The following is a 15,150-nucleotide window of genomic DNA, read 5'->3' on the forward strand; positions in this document are numbered from 1 at the left end:
GGCCCTAGCCGAAGTCGAGCGAGAGCTTGCGGAGCAGCTGCGCGAGCCGCTCCTGCTGCGCGTGCGTCAGCGCGCCCAGCAGCTCCTGCTCGGCGTCGACGAGCCGCGTGATGGCGGCGTCGACGCGAGCGAGCCCGGACGGCGTCATCTGCACGAGGACTCCGCGACCGTCGTTGGGGTCGTCGAGGCGCTCGACCAGGTCGCGCTCGACGAGGCGGTCGATGCGGTTGGTCATGGTGCCGCTGGTGACCATGGTCGCCTGCAGCAGCTGCTTGGGGGAGAGGCGGTAGGGGGCGCCCGCGCGGCGCAGCGCCGACAGTACGTCGAACTCCCACGTCTCGAGCTCCGAGCGGCCGAACGCCGTGCCGCGGGCGCGCTCGAGCTGCTTGGCCAGCCGCCGCATGCGGGAGAAGACCTGCAGCGGCGTGAAGTCCAGGTCGGGTCGTTCCCTCACCCAGGCGTCGACGATGCCGTCGACCTCGTCGTTCGCGCTCACCCCTCCATTGTGGCGGGTGCGGGCCGGTGAGGTTCCCTGGAGGAGACGCCAAGGGGCGGACTCCGGGTTCTCTGCGGGTCCCGGCCGGATGGCAGGATGGACGACGCGCGCGAGCGCGGTCCGCCATGGTGTAACGGCAGCACGGCAGCCTTTGGAGCTGTCCGGTCCAGGTTCGAATCCTGGTGGCGGAGCGGGGATGACGAGCGCGCACCGACCCGGGTGCGCCCGCCGAAGAGGAGACGCGATCATAGACAGCACTCTCGCGGTCGTGATCCTGGCCGCAGGCCAGGGCACCCGCATGAAGTCCAGGACGCCCAAGGTGCTGCACCGGCTGGCGGGACGGCCGCTGCTCGGCCACGTCCTCGACACCGCCGCCTCGCTCCAGGCGCAGCACGTCGTCACGGTCGTCCGGCACGAGCGCGAGCGGGTCGCTCAGGCGGTGCTCGAGCACACGCCCGCAGCCCTCGTGGTCGATCAGGACGAGGTGCCGGGCACCGGCCGCGCGGTCGAGCTCGGGCTCGGCGCCCTGCCCGCCGACTTCGAAGGGACCGTCGTGGTGCTCAGCGCCGACGTGCCCCTCCTGGACGCCCCGACGCTCCGGCGCCTCGTCGACGCGCACCTCGCCGAGGCGAACGCGCTGACCATGCTCTCCTGCGTCCTCGAGGACCCGACGGGCTTCGGGCGCATCGTGCGCGGCTCCGACGGCGGCTTCGCCTCGATCGTCGAGCAGAAGGACGCCGACGACGACCAGCTCGCCATCGCCGAGATCAACGCGGGCGTCTACGCCTTCGACGCCAGCGCCCTGCGCGCCGTCATCGGCGGCATCGGCACCGACAACGCGCAGAAGGAGATGTACCTCACCGACGCCGCCGCGGCACTCAAGGCCGCCGGCCGCGCGATCGAGGCCGTCCCGGTGCAGGACCGCTGGCTCGTCGCCGGCATCAACGACCGTGTGCAGCTGGCCGACGCGGCGCTCGAGCTCAACGCGCGCATCGTCCGCCGCTGGCAGCTCGAGGGCGTCACGATCCAGGACCCGGCGACGACCTGGATCGACGTCGACGCGGTCCTCGCGCCCGACGTCGAGATCCTCCCCGGCACGCAGATCAAGGGACCGACCGTCATCGCGACGGGCGCGGTCATCGGCCCGGACACCACGCTCGACTCGTGCGAGATCGGCGAGGACGCGGTCGTCAAGCGCTCCGACGCGACGCTCGCCGTGATCGGCGCGGGCGCGCAGGTCGGCCCCTTCTCGTTTCTCCGCCCGGGCACGGTGCTCGGCGCGAAGGGCAAGATCGGCACCTACGTCGAGACCAAGAACGCGACCATCGGCGCGGGATCGAAGGTCCCGCACCTGTCCTACGTGGGCGACGCGACCATCGGCGAGGAGTCGAACATCGGCGCCGGCTCGATCTTCGCCAACTACGACGGAGTGACCAAGGCGTCCTCCGTGGTCGGCTCCCACGTGCGGGCCGGGTCGCACAACGTCTTCGTCGCCCCCGTTAGAATCGGGGACGGAGCGTACACGGGCGCCGGCACGGTCATCCGCAAGGACATCCCCGCCGGAGCCCTCGGCATCACCGTCGCTCCGCAGCGCAACATGGCCGGTTGGGTGCAGACCCACCGTCCCGGGACCGCGGCGGCGACCGCCGCCGAGGCGGCCGGGGTGCCCGAGCCCGAGGGCTCGGACCGGCCGACCGGAGGAAGCGGAGAACAGTGACGGGCATCACCGCCAGCAACAAGAAGAGCCTGGTCCTGGTCTCGGGGAGGGCGCATCCGGCACTGGCGGAGGCCGTCGCCTCCGAGCTCGGGACCGAGCTGGTCACCACCGAGGGGCGCACCTTCGCGAACGGCGAGCTCTACGTGCGCTACGGCGAGTCCGTGCGCGGCGGCGACGTGTTCGTGCTGCAGTCGCACACCTCGCCGATCAACGAGTGGCTCATGGAGCAGCTGATCATGGTCGACGCGCTCAAGCGCGCCTCGGCCAAGCGGATCACCGTCGTCGCTCCCTTTTACCCCTACGCCCGCCAGGACAAGAAGGGCCGCGGCCGCGAGCCGATCTCGGCCCGCCTGGTCGCCGACCTCTTCAAGGCCGCCGGCGCGGACCGCATCATGTCGGTCGACCTGCACGCCGCGCAGATCCAGGGCTTCTTCGACGGACCCGTCGACCACCTCTTCGCGATGCCGGTGCTGCTCGAGCACTTCCGCGAGAAGCTCGACCCGTCGACCCTCACGGTCGTCTCGCCCGACATGGGCCGCGTGCGCGTCGCGGACATCTGGAGCGACAAGCTCGGGGTGCCGCTGGCGATCATCCACAAGCGCCGCGACCCGAAGGTCGCCAACCAGGTCTCGGTCCACGAGATCGTCGGAGAGGTGAAGGGGCGCGTCTGCCTGCTCGTCGACGACCTCATCGACACCGGGCGCACGATCGCGAAGGCCGCCGAGGCGCTGAAGAACGCCGGAGCGATCGGCGTCGTCGTCGCCGCGACCCACGCGGTCTTCTCGGATCCGGCGCGCGAGCTCCTCAGCTCCGAGTTCATCGACTCGGTCGTGGTCACCGACACCCTGCCGCTCCCGGAGGAGAAGAAGTGGGACCGTCTGACGATCCTGCCGATCGCGCCGCTGCTGGCGCGCGCGATCCACGAGGTGTTCGACGACGGCTCCGTCACCTCGATGTTCGACGGCGACGCCTGATCGACCGGGCCTGAGTTCCGCGCGTGCCCGGGCGAGTGAGCGCTGATCGCGCTCGGGCGCGCCCCGCGGAGCCGACCGGGGCGATCGCGCTCGCCGGTCTCTTCCTCGTCTACTCGCCCGCCGCGCTCGAGGCCGGCTGGTGGCTGCTGCTCGGGATCGGCGTCGCCGCGGTGCTGACCGCGATCAGTGCGCTCGCCGACTCCGGCCGAGAGCAGCACGACGGTCCGACGGCGGAGTGGCTGGCGCTCGCCGGCCGGGCGCTCGGCGCCTCCGCGCTCGCGCTGACCGCCGCGGACTCGGTGCTCGGAGCGTCCGCGCGGCCCGTCGCGGTGCTGATGCTCGTCGCGGTCACGGTGTTCGTCCTGCGGGGCGGAGTCGTGCGCGCGGGTCTCGCGTGCGGACTCGGCGCCCTGGTGCTCCTCCTGCTGGTGGCCGCCGCCGTGATCGTCGCCGTGGTGCCGCCGGCGCTCCCGGAGTCGGACGTGCGTCCGGGCGGAGTGGAGGGCACCGCGTCCGCCGCGGCGCTCGCGCTGCTCCTGTTCGCTCCGCCGACGTCGGGTGCCCTCGTGCGGCTCCGGCCCGCGCTCGTCTCGACGGGCGTCGTCGCCCTCGTGGCCGGTGCGCTCGGGGCGGGACTGCTGCTGCTGGTCGGACCGGCCGTGCTCGCCGGCACCGCCACTCCGCTCCGCGCCGCCGCACTCGGCACCGCTGCCGAGGTGCCCGTCGCGGTCGCCGCCGTGCTCGCGGGGCTGCTCGCGCTCGTCGTGCTCCAGCGACGCGATGCGGGAGCCCTCGTCCGCCTCGCCGACGCAGGCGAGATCCTGGCCGTGCTCGCGCAGCCTTCGCGGCGGACCGGGGTCCCGGTCGTCGCTCAGCTCGTCGTGTGCCTCGTCTCCGTGGTCGCGGTCGTCGTGCTCGACGCGGACGCGCTGCTCGCCTTCGCGGTCGCCGCCCAGCTGGTCGCGCTGATCGTCCGCCGCGTGGAGTGGGGAGCGGCGGCGTTGCGCCTGCCGGCGCTGGTCTCAGCGGTGGGTGCGCTGGTCCTGCTGCTCGCCCTGCCCGCGGCGACCGCGGCCGCGGTGGCGGTGCTGCTCGGGCTCCTGCTGATCGTGCGGGCGTTCCGGCGCTGAGCCGGGCCCTCAGCCTCCGGTCGCCGCCGTCGCGGAGGCGCCGCCGCTCAGGCGCAGGGCGAGCGGATCCGCCCGGACGCGGTCCAGACCCGCTCGGACCGCTCCGAGCGCGACCGCGCGGTCGCCGAGGGTCGAGGGCACGATCCGCGGTGCCGGCGCGTGCACGAGGGCGGCGACCCGCTCCGACACGTCGGCGAGCAGCGGTCCGGCCGAGGCGGCGAGCGCGCCGCCGACGACGAGGAGCGAGACGTCGAGGAGGTTCGCGAGGGTGGCCGCGACGGCCGTCAGCCGGGCGGCCAGGCGGTCGACGACCTCCCGGGCGAGCGGATCGCCCGCCGCGGCGGCGGCCAGCACCTGCTCGGCGCCCGGGTGCTCGACGGAGTCCAGGAGCGACGGGGCGCGACCCGGAGCGGCGAGGGACTCCTGCGCCCACGATCGGGCGAGTGCGGCGACGCCCTCGGCGGATCCGACTCCCTCGACGAGGTCCAGGTAGCGCATCTCGCCGGTGAGTCCGCGCGCGCCCCGGAGCAGCGTGCCGCCCAGGACCACACCGCCGCCCAGGCGCTCGCCCGAGAGCAGCGCGACGTAGTCCGAGCAGCCGACGGCGGCGCCGCGCCAGCCCTCGGCGAGGGCGGCGAGATTGGCGTCGTTGTCGACGACGGCCGACCAGCCGCGCGCGGCGAAGCGGTCGCCGAGGCCGGGGTTCATCGCGCTCCAGAAGCCGTTGTCGCCGACGGGGGAGCGGCCGTCGGCGTCGACGGGCGCCGGGACCCCGAAGGTGACGGCGAGGACCTCGTCGTCCGGGACTCCGGCCCGGCGCAGTGTGCGGTCCAGGATCCGCTCGATGTCCGCGAGGCGGCGCTCGCGCGGCAGCTCCTCGACCGGCTCGTGGTCGACCGGCTCGACGTGGTGCGCGATCGTGTCGCCCAGGAGGTCGGCGACGTCGACTCCGACGCTGTGCTGCCCGGCGTCGACTCCGACGATCACACCGGCCGTCCGCCGCAGCGCGTAGCGGCGCGCGGGGCGGCCCTTCACGTAGTCGCCCGCCGCGCGCTGATTCGCGAGCTCCTCGATCCAGCCGAGCTCGATGAGGTCGTCGCAGACGGCGATGACGGTCGAGCGGGTGAGGCCGGTGCGCTCGATCAGATCGGAGGCGGTCAGCGGCTCCCCGCTCCACGCGCCCTGCAGGATCTCGAGGGCGTTGCGGCGTCGCTGGAACGAGAACGTGTTCTCGGACATCGGTTCCGCCTCCCCTCTTGACCCGGAGCGGATCGGCTGCAACAGTACATCGCGTACTAGATTTTCTACCTAGATTTAGTCGATGAAGCAACTTTTCCACACATACGGGAGACGACGACGTGCCCCTCACCACCCCACCCCTCGGCGGCCTGAGCCGCCGATCCCTCCTCGCCGCGGCGGGAGCGGGCGCCGCCGCGCTCGGCCTCGCCGCCTGCGCCTCGCCCTCCGGCTCCGGCCGCCCCGTCGAGATCGTGTTCCACCAGTCCAAGCCCGAGGTCATCGGCTACTTCGACGAGGTGATCGAGAAGTTCCACGCGGCGCAGTCCCGCGTCCGCGTCGTGCACGACTTCTCCTCCAACCTCTCGGCCGGCTTCGTGCGGTCCAACCCGCCGGACCTCGGCTGCCTGAACTACAACTTCGAGGTCGCGCGCTTCGTCGAGCGGGGCGCGTTCAGCGACCTGTCCGACCTGCCGGAGGCGCAGCGCATCAATCCCGCGCTGCAGCCGCTGATCGAGCAGACCGCGTCCTACCCCGACCGCACCAGCGTCCTGCCCTACTCGCTGATGATGTCGGCGGTGCTCTACAACCGCGAGATCTTCGCCCAGCAGGGGCTCGAGGTGCCGACCACCTGGACCGAGTTCGTCGCGGTCTGCGAGGCGCTGAAGGCCGCGGGCATCACTCCGCTCTACAGCACCTACAAGGACCCGTGGACGGTCTCGCAGGGGCTGTTCGACTACTCCGTCGGCGGCACCGTCGACCTCGAGTCGTTCTTCTCGCAGCTGAAGGAGCAGGGCCCGGATGTGGGCCCCGGGTCGCCGGTCTCCTTCGAGAAGGACTTCGCCGCTCCGGTCGACCAGATGCTGCAGATCGCCGCGTACTCGAACCCGGATGCGGCCAGCCGGGCGTACGGCGACGGCAACCTCGCGTTCTCGAACGGCGAGGCCGCGATGTACTTCCAGGGGCCGTGGGCGCTGAGCGAGATCGCGAAGACCGCCCCCGACCTCTCGATCGGCGCGTTCCCGCTCCCGATGACGGACGACCCCGCGGAGCGCCGGGTACGGGTCAACGTCGACCTCGCGCTCTGGATCCCCGAGGCGTCCACCAAGAAGGAGGCCGCGCGCGAGTTCCTCGCGTTCCTGATGCAGCCCGAGATCATCGACGCCTACAACGCCGACAACAACGCGTTCGGAGTGACGACCGACGCGCCCGCGGTCACCCAGGCCACGCTCGTCGAGCTCCAGGACTTCTACGACCGGGCCGCCTTCAGCCTCGGCGCCTCGCAGCTCGTGCCGCAGAACATCCCGCTGCAGAACTACCTGCAGGGCATGGTCCTCGGCTCCGATCCGGCCCGCACGCTGCGCACGATCGACGCCGACTGGGCGCGCATCGCGTTCCGCTCCTGACCCCCCCTCCCGCCGACCACTCTCCCCGCCGACCACTCTCAGAGACGAGACACCATGGCCACCACCCTCCCCGCGCGGACGGAGGAGCGGCGCCCCGCCGCCGCCCGCCCCGTCGCGCGCACCACGCCGAAGCGGCGCCGTGACCTCACGTTCCCGCTGTTCCTCCTCCCGGCGCTGATCCTCTTCACGCTCGCGATCACCCTGCCGGCGGTGATGGGCATCTTCTTCAGCTTCACCGACTCCATCGGCTTCGGCGAGTGGAGCTTCATCGGGCTCACCAACTACGTCGCCCTGTTCTCGGACCCGGCGATCCTCGCGTCCTACGGTTTCACCGTCGGGCTCGCGCTGGTCACGGTGCTGCTGGTGAACGTGATCGCGTTCCTGCTCGCCATCGCCCTCACGACGCAGATCCGGGGCAAGGTCGCCCTGCGGGCCGTCTTCGTGCTGCCGATGGTCGTCTCGGGCATCATCATCGCGTTCGTCTTCAACTTCCTCTTCTCGAACTCGCTGCCCGGCTTCGCCGCGTCGATCGGAGCGACTCCGCTGGCGAGCAGCATGCTCGCGAACCCGGATCTGGCGTGGCTCGCGATCGTGATCGTCACCGCCTGGCAGGCGGTCCCCTCCGCCCTGCTGATCTACATCGCCGGGGTGCTCTCGATCCCGGGCGACGTCTACGAGGCAGCCTCGCTGGACGGCGCGTCCAGCTGGGGGCAGCTGCGCTCGATCACGCTGCCGCTGGTCGCGGGCTACGTGGTGATCAACCTCGTCATCGGCTTCAAGAACTTCCTCAACTCGTACGACATCATCGTCGGCCTCACCAACGGCGGACCGGGCACCTCGACCCGCAGCGTCGCGATGACGATCTTCTCGGGCTTCACCAGCGGCGACTACGCCTACCAGATGGCCAACGCCACGATCTTCTTCCTCATCGCGCTCGTGATCGCGCTCGTGCAACTGCGCGTCTCGCGCGGAAAGGCGGCCTTCTGATGACCAGCCAGGTTCCCCTCTCGCCGGCGCTGCCCGGCACCCGCCCCGCGGCGAACGCCGACGCCCGCCGCGGCGGACGCCGGAACCGCTCGAACCTGCTGCTGACCCTCGTGCTCGCGGTCTGCGCACTGACCGTCATCGCTCCGCTCTGGGTCACGGTGACCATGGCGTTCAAGACGACCGCGCAGGCGGTGGACGGCAACGCCTTCTCGATCCCGGCTCCGATCTCGATCGACGGCTTCGTGCAGGCCTGGAACCTCACCGACTTCCCCCGCGGCTTCGCGATCTCGCTGCTCGTCACCGCGATCACCGTCGCCGGGACCATCGTGCTCAGCGCCCTCGCGGCCTACGCCATCTCGCGCAACTGGGAGAAGAAGTTCTACCGCTACTCGTTCTTCTACCTGCTCGCCGCGATGTTCCTGCCGTTCCCCGTGCTCGCCCTCTCGCAGGTCTCGCTCACCGGACTCGTCGGCCTCGACAACCCGATCGGCGTCGCGATCCTGCACGTGATGTTCCAGCTCTCCTTCAGCGTGATGCTGTTCACCGCGTTCCTCCGCTCGCTCCCCGAGGAGCTCGAGGAGAGCGCGCGGCTCGACGGAGCGACCACCAACCAGGTCTTCTGGCGACTGGTGTTCCCGCTGCTCGCCCCCATGAGCGCGACCGTCGGCATCTTCGCCTTCCTCGCCTCCTGGAACGACTTCATGATGCCCTCGCTCATCACCTCCGACCCGTCACTGCAGACCCTGCCGGTGCTCCAGAGCATCTTCCAGACCCAGTTCAGCAACGACTACAACGTCGCCTTCGCCTCCTACCTGATGGCGATGGCGCCGGCGATCCTCGTCTACCTCTTCACCCAACGCTGGGTCATGTCCGGCGTGACTCAGGGGGCGATCAAGTAAGTCTCGCGGGCCTCGGCGCGGCGATCTGCGGCGTTGTCGTCGGTCGTCGTAGCTCCGCTACGCCTTCCCTCCTCCGCCTTGCAGCTCACCACCCCGAGACCCGCGACCTCTGCTGGAGGCGCATCCGGCCGTGCTGCGCACGAGCAGACGGGGGAGGGGCCGTGCTGCGCACGAGCCGGGGTAGGAGGGGCCGTGCTGCGCACGAGCAGCCGCTCAGGGGAGGGGCCCCCTCTGCTGATCGAGTAGCCCGCGGAGCGGGCGTATCGAGCTCCACGTCCGCCAGAAGGCGGGCGCAACCGACACGACACAACGAACGGAAGGAACGGCATGACCGAGACCCTGCTCACCAGGAGCGGCACCGCGGAGGACGCGCTGTGGTGGCGCCAGGCGGCGGTGTACCAGATCTACCCGCGGAGCTTCGCGGACGCGGACGGGGACGGGATCGGCGACCTGCGAGGGATCATCGCGCGCATCCCCTACCTCCGCGAGCTCGGGATCGACGCCGTGTGGCTGAGCCCGTTCTACCCGTCGGCGCTGGCCGACGGCGGGTACGACGTGGCCGACTACCGCGACGTGGACCCGCGGATCGGGACGCTCGCCGAGTTCGACGAGACGACGCGGCTGCTGCACGACGCAGGCATCCGCGTGATCGTCGACATCGTGCCGAACCACTCCTCCGATCTGCACCCCTGGTTCCAGGAGGCGCTCGCGGCACCGAAGGGCTCGCTCGAGCGCGAGCGCTACGTCTTCCGCGACGGCCGCGGCACCGACGGCTCCCTCCCGCCCAGCGACTGGGAGTCGGTGTTCGGCGGCCCCGCGTGGGAGCCGGTCGGCGACGGCCAGTGGTACCTGCACCTCTTCGCCAAGGAGCAGCCCGACTGGAACTGGGCGAACCGCGAGATCCGCGACGACTTCCTCGACACCCTCCGCTTCTGGTCCGACCGCGGTGTCGACGGCTTCCGGATCGACGTGGCCCACTCGCTCGTGAAGGACCTCAGCGAGCCGCTGCCCGCGGCCGCCGAGATCGAGGCCCAACGGATCGACGGATCGCACCCGTTCTGGGACCGCGACGAGGTGCACGAGGTCTACGCCGAGTGGCGCGCCCTGTTCGACTCCTACGACCCGCCGCGCACCGCCGTGGCCGAGGCCTGGGTCGACGCCTCCCGCCGCGCCCGGTACGCGAGCCCCGAGGGCCTGGGCCAGGCGTTCAACTTCGACCTGCTCGAGGCCGACTTCGACGCGGAGGAGTTCCGCCGCCTGATCTCGTTCAACCTCGAGCTCGCCGCCGAGTCGGGCTCCTCGACGACATGGGTGCTGTCGAACCACGACGTCGTCCGCCACCCGACGCGCTACGGACTGCCGGCCCGCGGCGAGGCTCCGGTCGCGCCGGCGAAGCAGTGGCTGCTCAGCGGGGGAGTGGAGCCCGAGCTGGACGCCGAGCGGGGCCTGCGCCGAGCGCGCGCCGCGACGCTCCTCCTGCTCGCTCTGCCCGGCTCCGCCTACCTCTACCAGGGCGAGGAGCTGGGCCTGCACGAGGTGCCGGCGATCCCGGATGCGCAGCGCCAGGACCCGACCTTCTTCCGCAGCGGCGGCACGGACGTGGGCCGCGACGGCTGCCGGGTGCCCCTGCCCTGGACGGTCGCCGGCGACTCCTTCGGCTTCGGACCGGGACCCGCGCACTTGCCGCAGCCGGGCTGGTTCGCGGATTCCTCCGTCGAGGCCGAGGAGCGCGACGAGGAGTCGACGCTCGCGCTCTACCGCCGCGCGCTGGCCCTGCGGCACGAGCTGCAGTCCGGAGAGCAGCTCGAGTGGCTCGACTCCGAGCCCGACGTGCTGCACTTCGCGCGCCCGAACGGCTGGCGCTCGGCGACGAACCTGGGCGCGACCCCGGTCGCGCTGCCTGCCGGCGAGGTGCTGCTCGCGAGCGGTCCGCTGGGCGACGGAGTGCTGCCTCCCGAGACCGCGGTCTGGCTGCGCTGAGCCGCTGAACGCGAGAGCGCCCCCGCACCCGATCCGAGGATCGAGGTGCGGGGGCGCTCCGGCGTGTCAGGCGGTCAGTGCGTCGACGGGTCCTGCTCGACCTCGGAGCGGTCGCCCGACCACAGTGTGTGGAAGGTGCCCTCCTTGTCGACGCGCTGGTAGGTGTGCGCACCGAAGAAGTCGCGCTGCCCCTGCACGAGGGCGGCGGGGAGGCGCTTCGAGGCGAGCGAGTCGTAGTAGGACAGCGCGGCTCCGAAGCCGGGGATCGGCACGCCCGAGAGCGCGGCGGTCGAGACGATGCGGCGCCAGGCGGCCTCGCCGTTCGCGACGGCCTCGGCGAAGTACGGGTCCTCGAGGAGGGTCGAGATGCCCGCGTTCTCGGCGTACGCGTCGACGATGCGGTTGAGGAACTGCGCGCGGATGATGCAGCCCGCGCGCCAGATCTTCGCGACGGCGCCCTTGTCGATCTCCCAGCCGTACTTCTCGGCTCCGGCGATGATCGCGTCGAAGCCCTGCGAGTAGGCGACGACCTTGGAGGCGTAGAGGGCGGCGCGGACGTCGTCCTCGAAGCCGTCGTAGAGGGCGACGGGGGTCGGACGCGAGGTGACGCGGTTCTGCACCGCGGCGCGCTGCTCCGGCTTCGACGAGACGGCGCGCGCGAAGACGGCCTCGGCGATGCCGCCGACGGGCACGCCCAGGTCGAGCGCGTTCTGCACGGTCCAGACGCCGGTGCCCTTGGAGCCGGCCTGGTCGAGGACGACGTCGATGAACGGCGAGCCGGTCTCGGCGTCGACCTGGCGCAGCACCTCGGCGGTGATCTCGATCAGGTACGACTCGAGGTCGCCCTTGTTCCACGCGTCGAAGACCTCGGCGATGGCGGCGGGCTCGTGGCCGCCGACGGTGCGGAGGAGGTCGTAGGCCTCGGCGATGAGCTGCATGTCGGCGTACTCGATGCCGTTGTGGATCATCTTGACGAAGTGGCCGGCGCCGTCGGTGCCGATGTGCGTGACGCAGGGCTCGCCCTCGGCGACCGCGGCGATCGAGGAGAGGATCGGGCCGAGGGTCTTGTACGACTCGACCGAGCCGCCGGGCATGATCGAGGGGCCCTTGAGCGCGCCCTCCTCGCCGCCCGAGATGCCGGTGCCGACGAAGTGGATGCCGGTCTCGCGGACCGCCTTCTCGCGGCGGATCGTGTCGGTGAAGAGCGCGTTGCCTCCGTCGACGATGATGTCGCCGGGCTCGAAGACCCTCGTCAGCTGGTCGATGACGGCGTCGGTGCCGCGGCCGGCCTGGACCATGATGATCGCCGTGCGCGGCGTCGCGAGCGAGGCGGCGAAGTCCTCGATGGTCTCCGAGGCGACGAAGCCGGCCTCGGGGTGCTCGGTGATCAGCGTCTCGGTGCGCCCGTAGGAGCGGTTGAAGACGGCGACGGTGTTGCCCTCGCGGCTGGCGAGGTTGCGGGCCAGGTTCGAGCCCATCACCGCCAGACCGACGACTCCGATGTTGGCTGTGGCGGTGGGCTTGTCAGACACGGTTCTCCTCGACGTACGCGTTCAGGGACGCGCCCAGGCTACCGAAGCGGCCCGGCGGCGGCCCGGTCCCGAGCGTGCACATCGGTCGCGGCGGCGATTCACGGCCGTGCGGAGGAGCTCACACGGTGTGGTCGGCCGGCACCCGCTCCGTGGGGATCGGGGGAGGCGGAGGAGTGCCGTCGCCGAAGGGCCGCCCGCCCAGCTCCTCGCGGTGCGACGGGACCCGCCAGCCCGACAGGTCCGGGCCCTTGGGGACCACTCCGGTCGGATTGATGTCGCGCTGCACCTCGTAGTAGTGCGACTTGATGTGCGTGAAGTCGATGGTGTCGCCGAATCCCGGAGTCGCGAACAGGTCGCGCGCGTAGCCCCAGAGCGCGGGCATCGCCGAGAGCAGGTTCCGGTTCGCCTTGAAGTGGCTGTAGTAGACGGCGTCGAAGCGGGCGAGCGTCGTGAACAGGCGCACATCCGCCTCGGTGATCGTGTCGCCGACGAGGTAGCGCTGCGTGCTGAGGCGCTCCTCGAGCCAGTCGAGACGGGCCCAGAGCGCGTCGTAGGCACGCTCGTACGACTTCTGCGAACCGGCGAACCCGCACTTGTAGACGCCGTTGTTCACGTCGTGGAAGACCAGCTCGGCGACCTCGTCGATCTCGTCGCGGAGGTGGTCGGGGTAGAGCTCGGGGGCCCCGTCGCGGTGGAACGCGGTCCACTCGGTCGAGAAGTCGAGCGTCATCCGCGGGTAGTCGTTGGTGACCACCTCGCCGGAGGGGACGTCGACGATCGCGGGCACCGTGATGCCGCGCGGGTAGTCGGGGAAGCGCTTCAGGAACGCGTCCTGCAGGCGCGGGATGCCGAGGACCGGATCGACGCCGCCGGGATCGAGGTCGAACGTCCAGCTGCGCTTGTCGTGGGTCGGGCCGCAGATGCCCATCGACAGGGCGTCCTCGAGTCCGAGCAGGCGCCGGACGATCACGGCGCGGTTCGCCCACGGGCAGGCCCGCGAGACCACGAGCCGGTAGCGGCCGGCCTCGACGGGGAAGCCGTCGCTCCCGTCCGCGGTGATCCGCGTGGGGATGTAGTTCGTGTCGCGGTGGAACCCGTTCTTCTCCACGTAGGAGCCGAAGTCGTCGTCAGTCATGGTCCGCACGCTAACGAGTGCTCCTGACCGCCTCCCGGCAGGGCATCGCGGGTGGCGGAGGAGGGGATCGGCCGGTAGGGTGGGCAGCTGAACTTCGGCGAGGGATGCACCACGCATCCGTGATCGACGCGGTGGAAGCAGGCGAGGCCCCGAGAGGGGCGCCGCGGACTTTTCCTCACGCTGACATGCGTTCGAGTCGAAACCCCGTCCGTGGCCCCGGCCACGACCCCGATCCGGTGGCGTGCGCGCCGCCCAAGGAGAACATCATGGCTGAACTCACCAACAAGGTCGTCGCGGAGCTCCGCACCTCGTTCGGCAAGGGAGCGGCGCGCAAGATCCGCGCCCAGGACAAGATCCCCGCGGTCCTCTACGGCCACGGCACCGAGCCCCAGCACGTCACGCTGCCGGGCCACCAGGTCCTGCTGCTGACCCGCAAGGCGAACGCGATCCTCGAGCTCGACATCGACGGCACCCCCCAGACCACCCTGGTCAAGGACATCCAGCGCGACCCGGTGCGCCAGATCATCGAGCACATCGACCTCGTGGTCATCCAGCTCGGCGAGAAGGTCTCGGTCGACATCCCCGTGCACGTCGAGGGCGAGGCTGCTCCCGGCACCCTCGTGTCGATCGACGCCAACACGCTCTCGCTCGAGGTCGACGCGACCAAGATCCCGCAGAGCATCGTCATCTCGGTCGAGGGCCTCGAGGCCGGCACCCAGATCGCCGCCGGCGACGTCGTGCTGCCCGACGGCGCGACCCTCGTCACCGAGGCCGACGTGCTGGTCGTCAACGTCACCGCCGAGGTCGAGCAGGACCTGGGCGACGAGGACGAGACCCCGGCCTCGGGCGACGTCGTCGCCGAGACCGCCGAGTAGTCTCCCCACCTGCACCACCGGACGGGCCCGCCGCGATCGCGAGCGGGCCCGTTCCGCATCCGGCACGTCCGCATCCGGCACGTCCGCATCCGGCACGAGAGAAGGACCACCATGGGCGACACCTGGCTCGTCGTCGGGCTCGGCAACCCGGGCGCGCAGTACGCGCGCAACCGGCACAACGTGGGCCAGATGGTGCTCGACGAGCTCGCGTCGCGGATCGGCGGCTCGTTCCGTCGGCACACGCGCGCGAACGCGACGGTGGCCGAGGGGTTCCTCCGCCCCGGCGGCCCCAAGCTCGTGCTCGGCAAGCCGAACAGCTTCATGAACCTCTCGGGCGGCCCGACCTCGCAGCTGCTCGACTTCTACTCCCTGGCTCCCGAGCGTCTGATCGTCGTGCACGACGAGCTCGACATCCCGTTCGACACCCTGCGCTTGAAGCAGGGCGGTGGCCACGGCGGCCACAACGGCATCCGCGACATCCTCGCCGCGACCGACGGAGCCGACTTCCTCCGCGTGCGCATGGGCATCGGCCGCCCGCCCGGTCGCCAGCCCGCCGCCGACTTCGTCCTCAAGGACTTCGCCGGCCCCGAGCGCGAGACCCTGCCGATCCTTCTGCAGGACGCCGCCGACGCCGTCGAGCTGATCGCCGACTCCGGCCTCGCCGCCGCCCAGCTGAAGTTCCACACGAGCGCCTAGCCCTTTCCTCCCCTGCTGATCGAGTAGCCCGCATCGCGGGCGTATCGAGATCCCCGTCACCAGCTCCGTGTCGGGGGTCCGCAGTAA

General features: G+C 71.3%; 13 protein-coding genes and 1 tRNA gene. 10 read left to right on the plus strand and 4 right to left on the minus strand.

Going from position 1 to position 15,150, the window contains the following annotated elements; all coding sequences use genetic code 11:
• Nucleotides 1-4: 4 nt before the first annotated feature.
• Nucleotides 5-496: a MarR family winged helix-turn-helix transcriptional regulator gene (locus tag LRG51_RS16705; RefSeq protein ID WP_055793772.1), complete on the minus strand. Its 492-nt coding sequence runs from the start codon at nucleotides 494-496 to the stop codon at nucleotides 5-7.
• Between the two features lie 119 nt (nucleotides 497-615).
• On the opposite strand from LRG51_RS16705, the gene LRG51_RS16710 reads away from it, so the two are divergent.
• From LRG51_RS16710 to LRG51_RS16725, 4 genes are all read left to right on the plus strand, one after another.
• Nucleotides 616-687 (plus strand) — tRNA-Gln (locus LRG51_RS16710).
• Nucleotides 688-692: 5 nt separating this feature from the next.
• A complete protein-coding gene (gene glmU / locus LRG51_RS16715; protein ID WP_230673804.1) occupies nucleotides 693-2,213 on the plus strand; it encodes a bifunctional UDP-N-acetylglucosamine diphosphorylase/glucosamine-1-phosphate N-acetyltransferase GlmU in 1,521 nt (506 codons plus the stop codon).
• Nucleotides 2,210-3,187 (plus strand): ribose-phosphate diphosphokinase, encoded by a 978-nt coding sequence (locus LRG51_RS16720; protein WP_055793762.1) that lies wholly within the window; start codon nucleotides 2,210-2,212, stop codon nucleotides 3,185-3,187. The genes glmU and LRG51_RS16720 overlap by 4 nt, the downstream gene beginning before the upstream one ends.
• Nucleotides 3,188-3,222: 35 nt before the next feature.
• Nucleotides 3,223-4,317 (plus strand): hypothetical protein, encoded by a 1,095-nt coding sequence (locus tag LRG51_RS16725; RefSeq protein ID WP_230673808.1) that lies wholly within the window; start codon nucleotides 3,223-3,225, stop codon nucleotides 4,315-4,317.
• A 9-nt stretch (nucleotides 4,318-4,326) separates the two neighbouring features.
• On the opposite strand, the gene LRG51_RS16730 is transcribed toward LRG51_RS16725, so the two are convergent.
• A complete protein-coding gene (locus LRG51_RS16730; protein WP_230673811.1) occupies nucleotides 4,327-5,556 on the minus strand; it encodes an ROK family transcriptional regulator in 1,230 nt (409 codons plus the stop codon).
• A gap of 119 nt (nucleotides 5,557-5,675) precedes the next feature.
• Here LRG51_RS16730 and LRG51_RS16735 point away from each other — a divergent pair, with 119 nt between their 5' ends.
• The 4 genes from LRG51_RS16735 to LRG51_RS16750 all read left to right on the plus strand — a co-directional run bounded on the left by LRG51_RS16735 (nucleotide 5,676) and on the right by LRG51_RS16750 (nucleotide 10,825).
• Nucleotides 5,676-6,959: an ABC transporter substrate-binding protein gene (locus LRG51_RS16735; protein ID WP_230673812.1), complete on the plus strand. Its 1,284-nt coding sequence runs from the start codon at nucleotides 5,676-5,678 to the stop codon at nucleotides 6,957-6,959.
• 54 nt (nucleotides 6,960-7,013) lie between these two features.
• Nucleotides 7,014-7,946: a carbohydrate ABC transporter permease gene (locus LRG51_RS16740; protein WP_055793747.1), complete on the plus strand. Its 933-nt coding sequence runs from the start codon at nucleotides 7,014-7,016 to the stop codon at nucleotides 7,944-7,946.
• Nucleotides 7,946-8,845: a carbohydrate ABC transporter permease gene (locus LRG51_RS16745; RefSeq protein WP_230673814.1), complete on the plus strand. Its 900-nt coding sequence runs from the start codon at nucleotides 7,946-7,948 to the stop codon at nucleotides 8,843-8,845. Before LRG51_RS16740 ends, LRG51_RS16745 begins: the two co-directional genes overlap by 1 nt.
• 327 nt (nucleotides 8,846-9,172) lie before the next feature.
• Nucleotides 9,173-10,825, plus strand: coding sequence for a glycoside hydrolase family 13 protein (locus LRG51_RS16750; protein ID WP_230673817.1), 1,653 nt, complete (start codon nucleotides 9,173-9,175; stop codon nucleotides 10,823-10,825).
• Nucleotides 10,826-10,899: 74 nt separating this feature from the next.
• On the opposite strand, the gene gndA is transcribed toward LRG51_RS16750, so the two are convergent.
• Both gndA and LRG51_RS16760 read right to left on the minus strand, forming a co-directional pair.
• Complete coding sequence (gene gndA / locus LRG51_RS16755; protein WP_230674086.1) at nucleotides 10,900-12,303, minus strand: NADP-dependent phosphogluconate dehydrogenase; 1,404 nt, start codon at nucleotides 12,301-12,303, stop codon at nucleotides 10,900-10,902.
• A gap of 172 nt (nucleotides 12,304-12,475) precedes the next feature.
• Nucleotides 12,476-13,492: a glutathione S-transferase family protein gene (locus tag LRG51_RS16760; RefSeq protein WP_230673820.1), complete on the minus strand. Its 1,017-nt coding sequence runs from the start codon at nucleotides 13,490-13,492 to the stop codon at nucleotides 12,476-12,478.
• Nucleotides 13,493-13,758: 266 nt separating this feature from the next.
• Here LRG51_RS16760 and LRG51_RS16765 point away from each other — a divergent pair, with 266 nt between their 5' ends.
• On the plus strand, nucleotides 13,759-14,367 hold the full coding sequence (locus LRG51_RS16765) for a 50S ribosomal protein L25/general stress protein Ctc (protein ID WP_107575548.1): 609 nt from the start codon (nucleotides 13,759-13,761) through the stop codon (nucleotides 14,365-14,367).
• A 111-nt stretch (nucleotides 14,368-14,478) separates the two neighbouring features.
• Complete coding sequence (gene pth, locus LRG51_RS16770) at nucleotides 14,479-15,063, plus strand: aminoacyl-tRNA hydrolase (protein ID WP_230673822.1); 585 nt, start codon at nucleotides 14,479-14,481, stop codon at nucleotides 15,061-15,063.
• Nucleotides 15,064-15,150: the final 87 nt, after the last annotated feature.

It is taken from the genome of Rathayibacter sp. Leaf248 (assembly GCF_920939495.1).
GTDB classification, from domain to species: Bacteria; Actinomycetota; Actinomycetes; order Actinomycetales; family Microbacteriaceae; genus Rathayibacter; species Rathayibacter caricis.

Bases quoted from the DNA above. Each gene is read 5' to 3' on its own strand.
- LRG51_RS16760 (WP_230673820.1), bottom strand. From the start codon at position 13,492: ATGACTGACGACGACTTCGGCTCCTACGTGGAGAAGAACGGGTTCCAC.
- LRG51_RS16740 (WP_055793747.1), top strand. From the start codon at position 7,014: ATGGCCACCACCCTCCCCGCGCGGACGGAGGAGCGGCGCCCCGCCGCC.
- glmU (WP_230673804.1), top strand. From the start codon at position 693: ATGACGAGCGCGCACCGACCCGGGTGCGCCCGCCGAAGAGGAGACGCG.
- gndA (WP_230674086.1), bottom strand. From the start codon at position 12,303: ATGGGCTCGAACCTGGCCCGCAACCTCGCCAGCCGCGAGGGCAACACC.
- LRG51_RS16730 (WP_230673811.1), bottom strand. From the start codon at position 5,556: ATGTCCGAGAACACGTTCTCGTTCCAGCGACGCCGCAACGCCCTCGAG.
- LRG51_RS16745 (WP_230673814.1), top strand. From the start codon at position 7,946: ATGACCAGCCAGGTTCCCCTCTCGCCGGCGCTGCCCGGCACCCGCCCC.
- pth (WP_230673822.1), top strand. From the start codon at position 14,479: ATGGGCGACACCTGGCTCGTCGTCGGGCTCGGCAACCCGGGCGCGCAG.
- LRG51_RS16750 (WP_230673817.1), top strand. From the start codon at position 9,173: ATGACCGAGACCCTGCTCACCAGGAGCGGCACCGCGGAGGACGCGCTG.
- LRG51_RS16765 (WP_107575548.1), top strand. From the start codon at position 13,759: ATGGCTGAACTCACCAACAAGGTCGTCGCGGAGCTCCGCACCTCGTTC.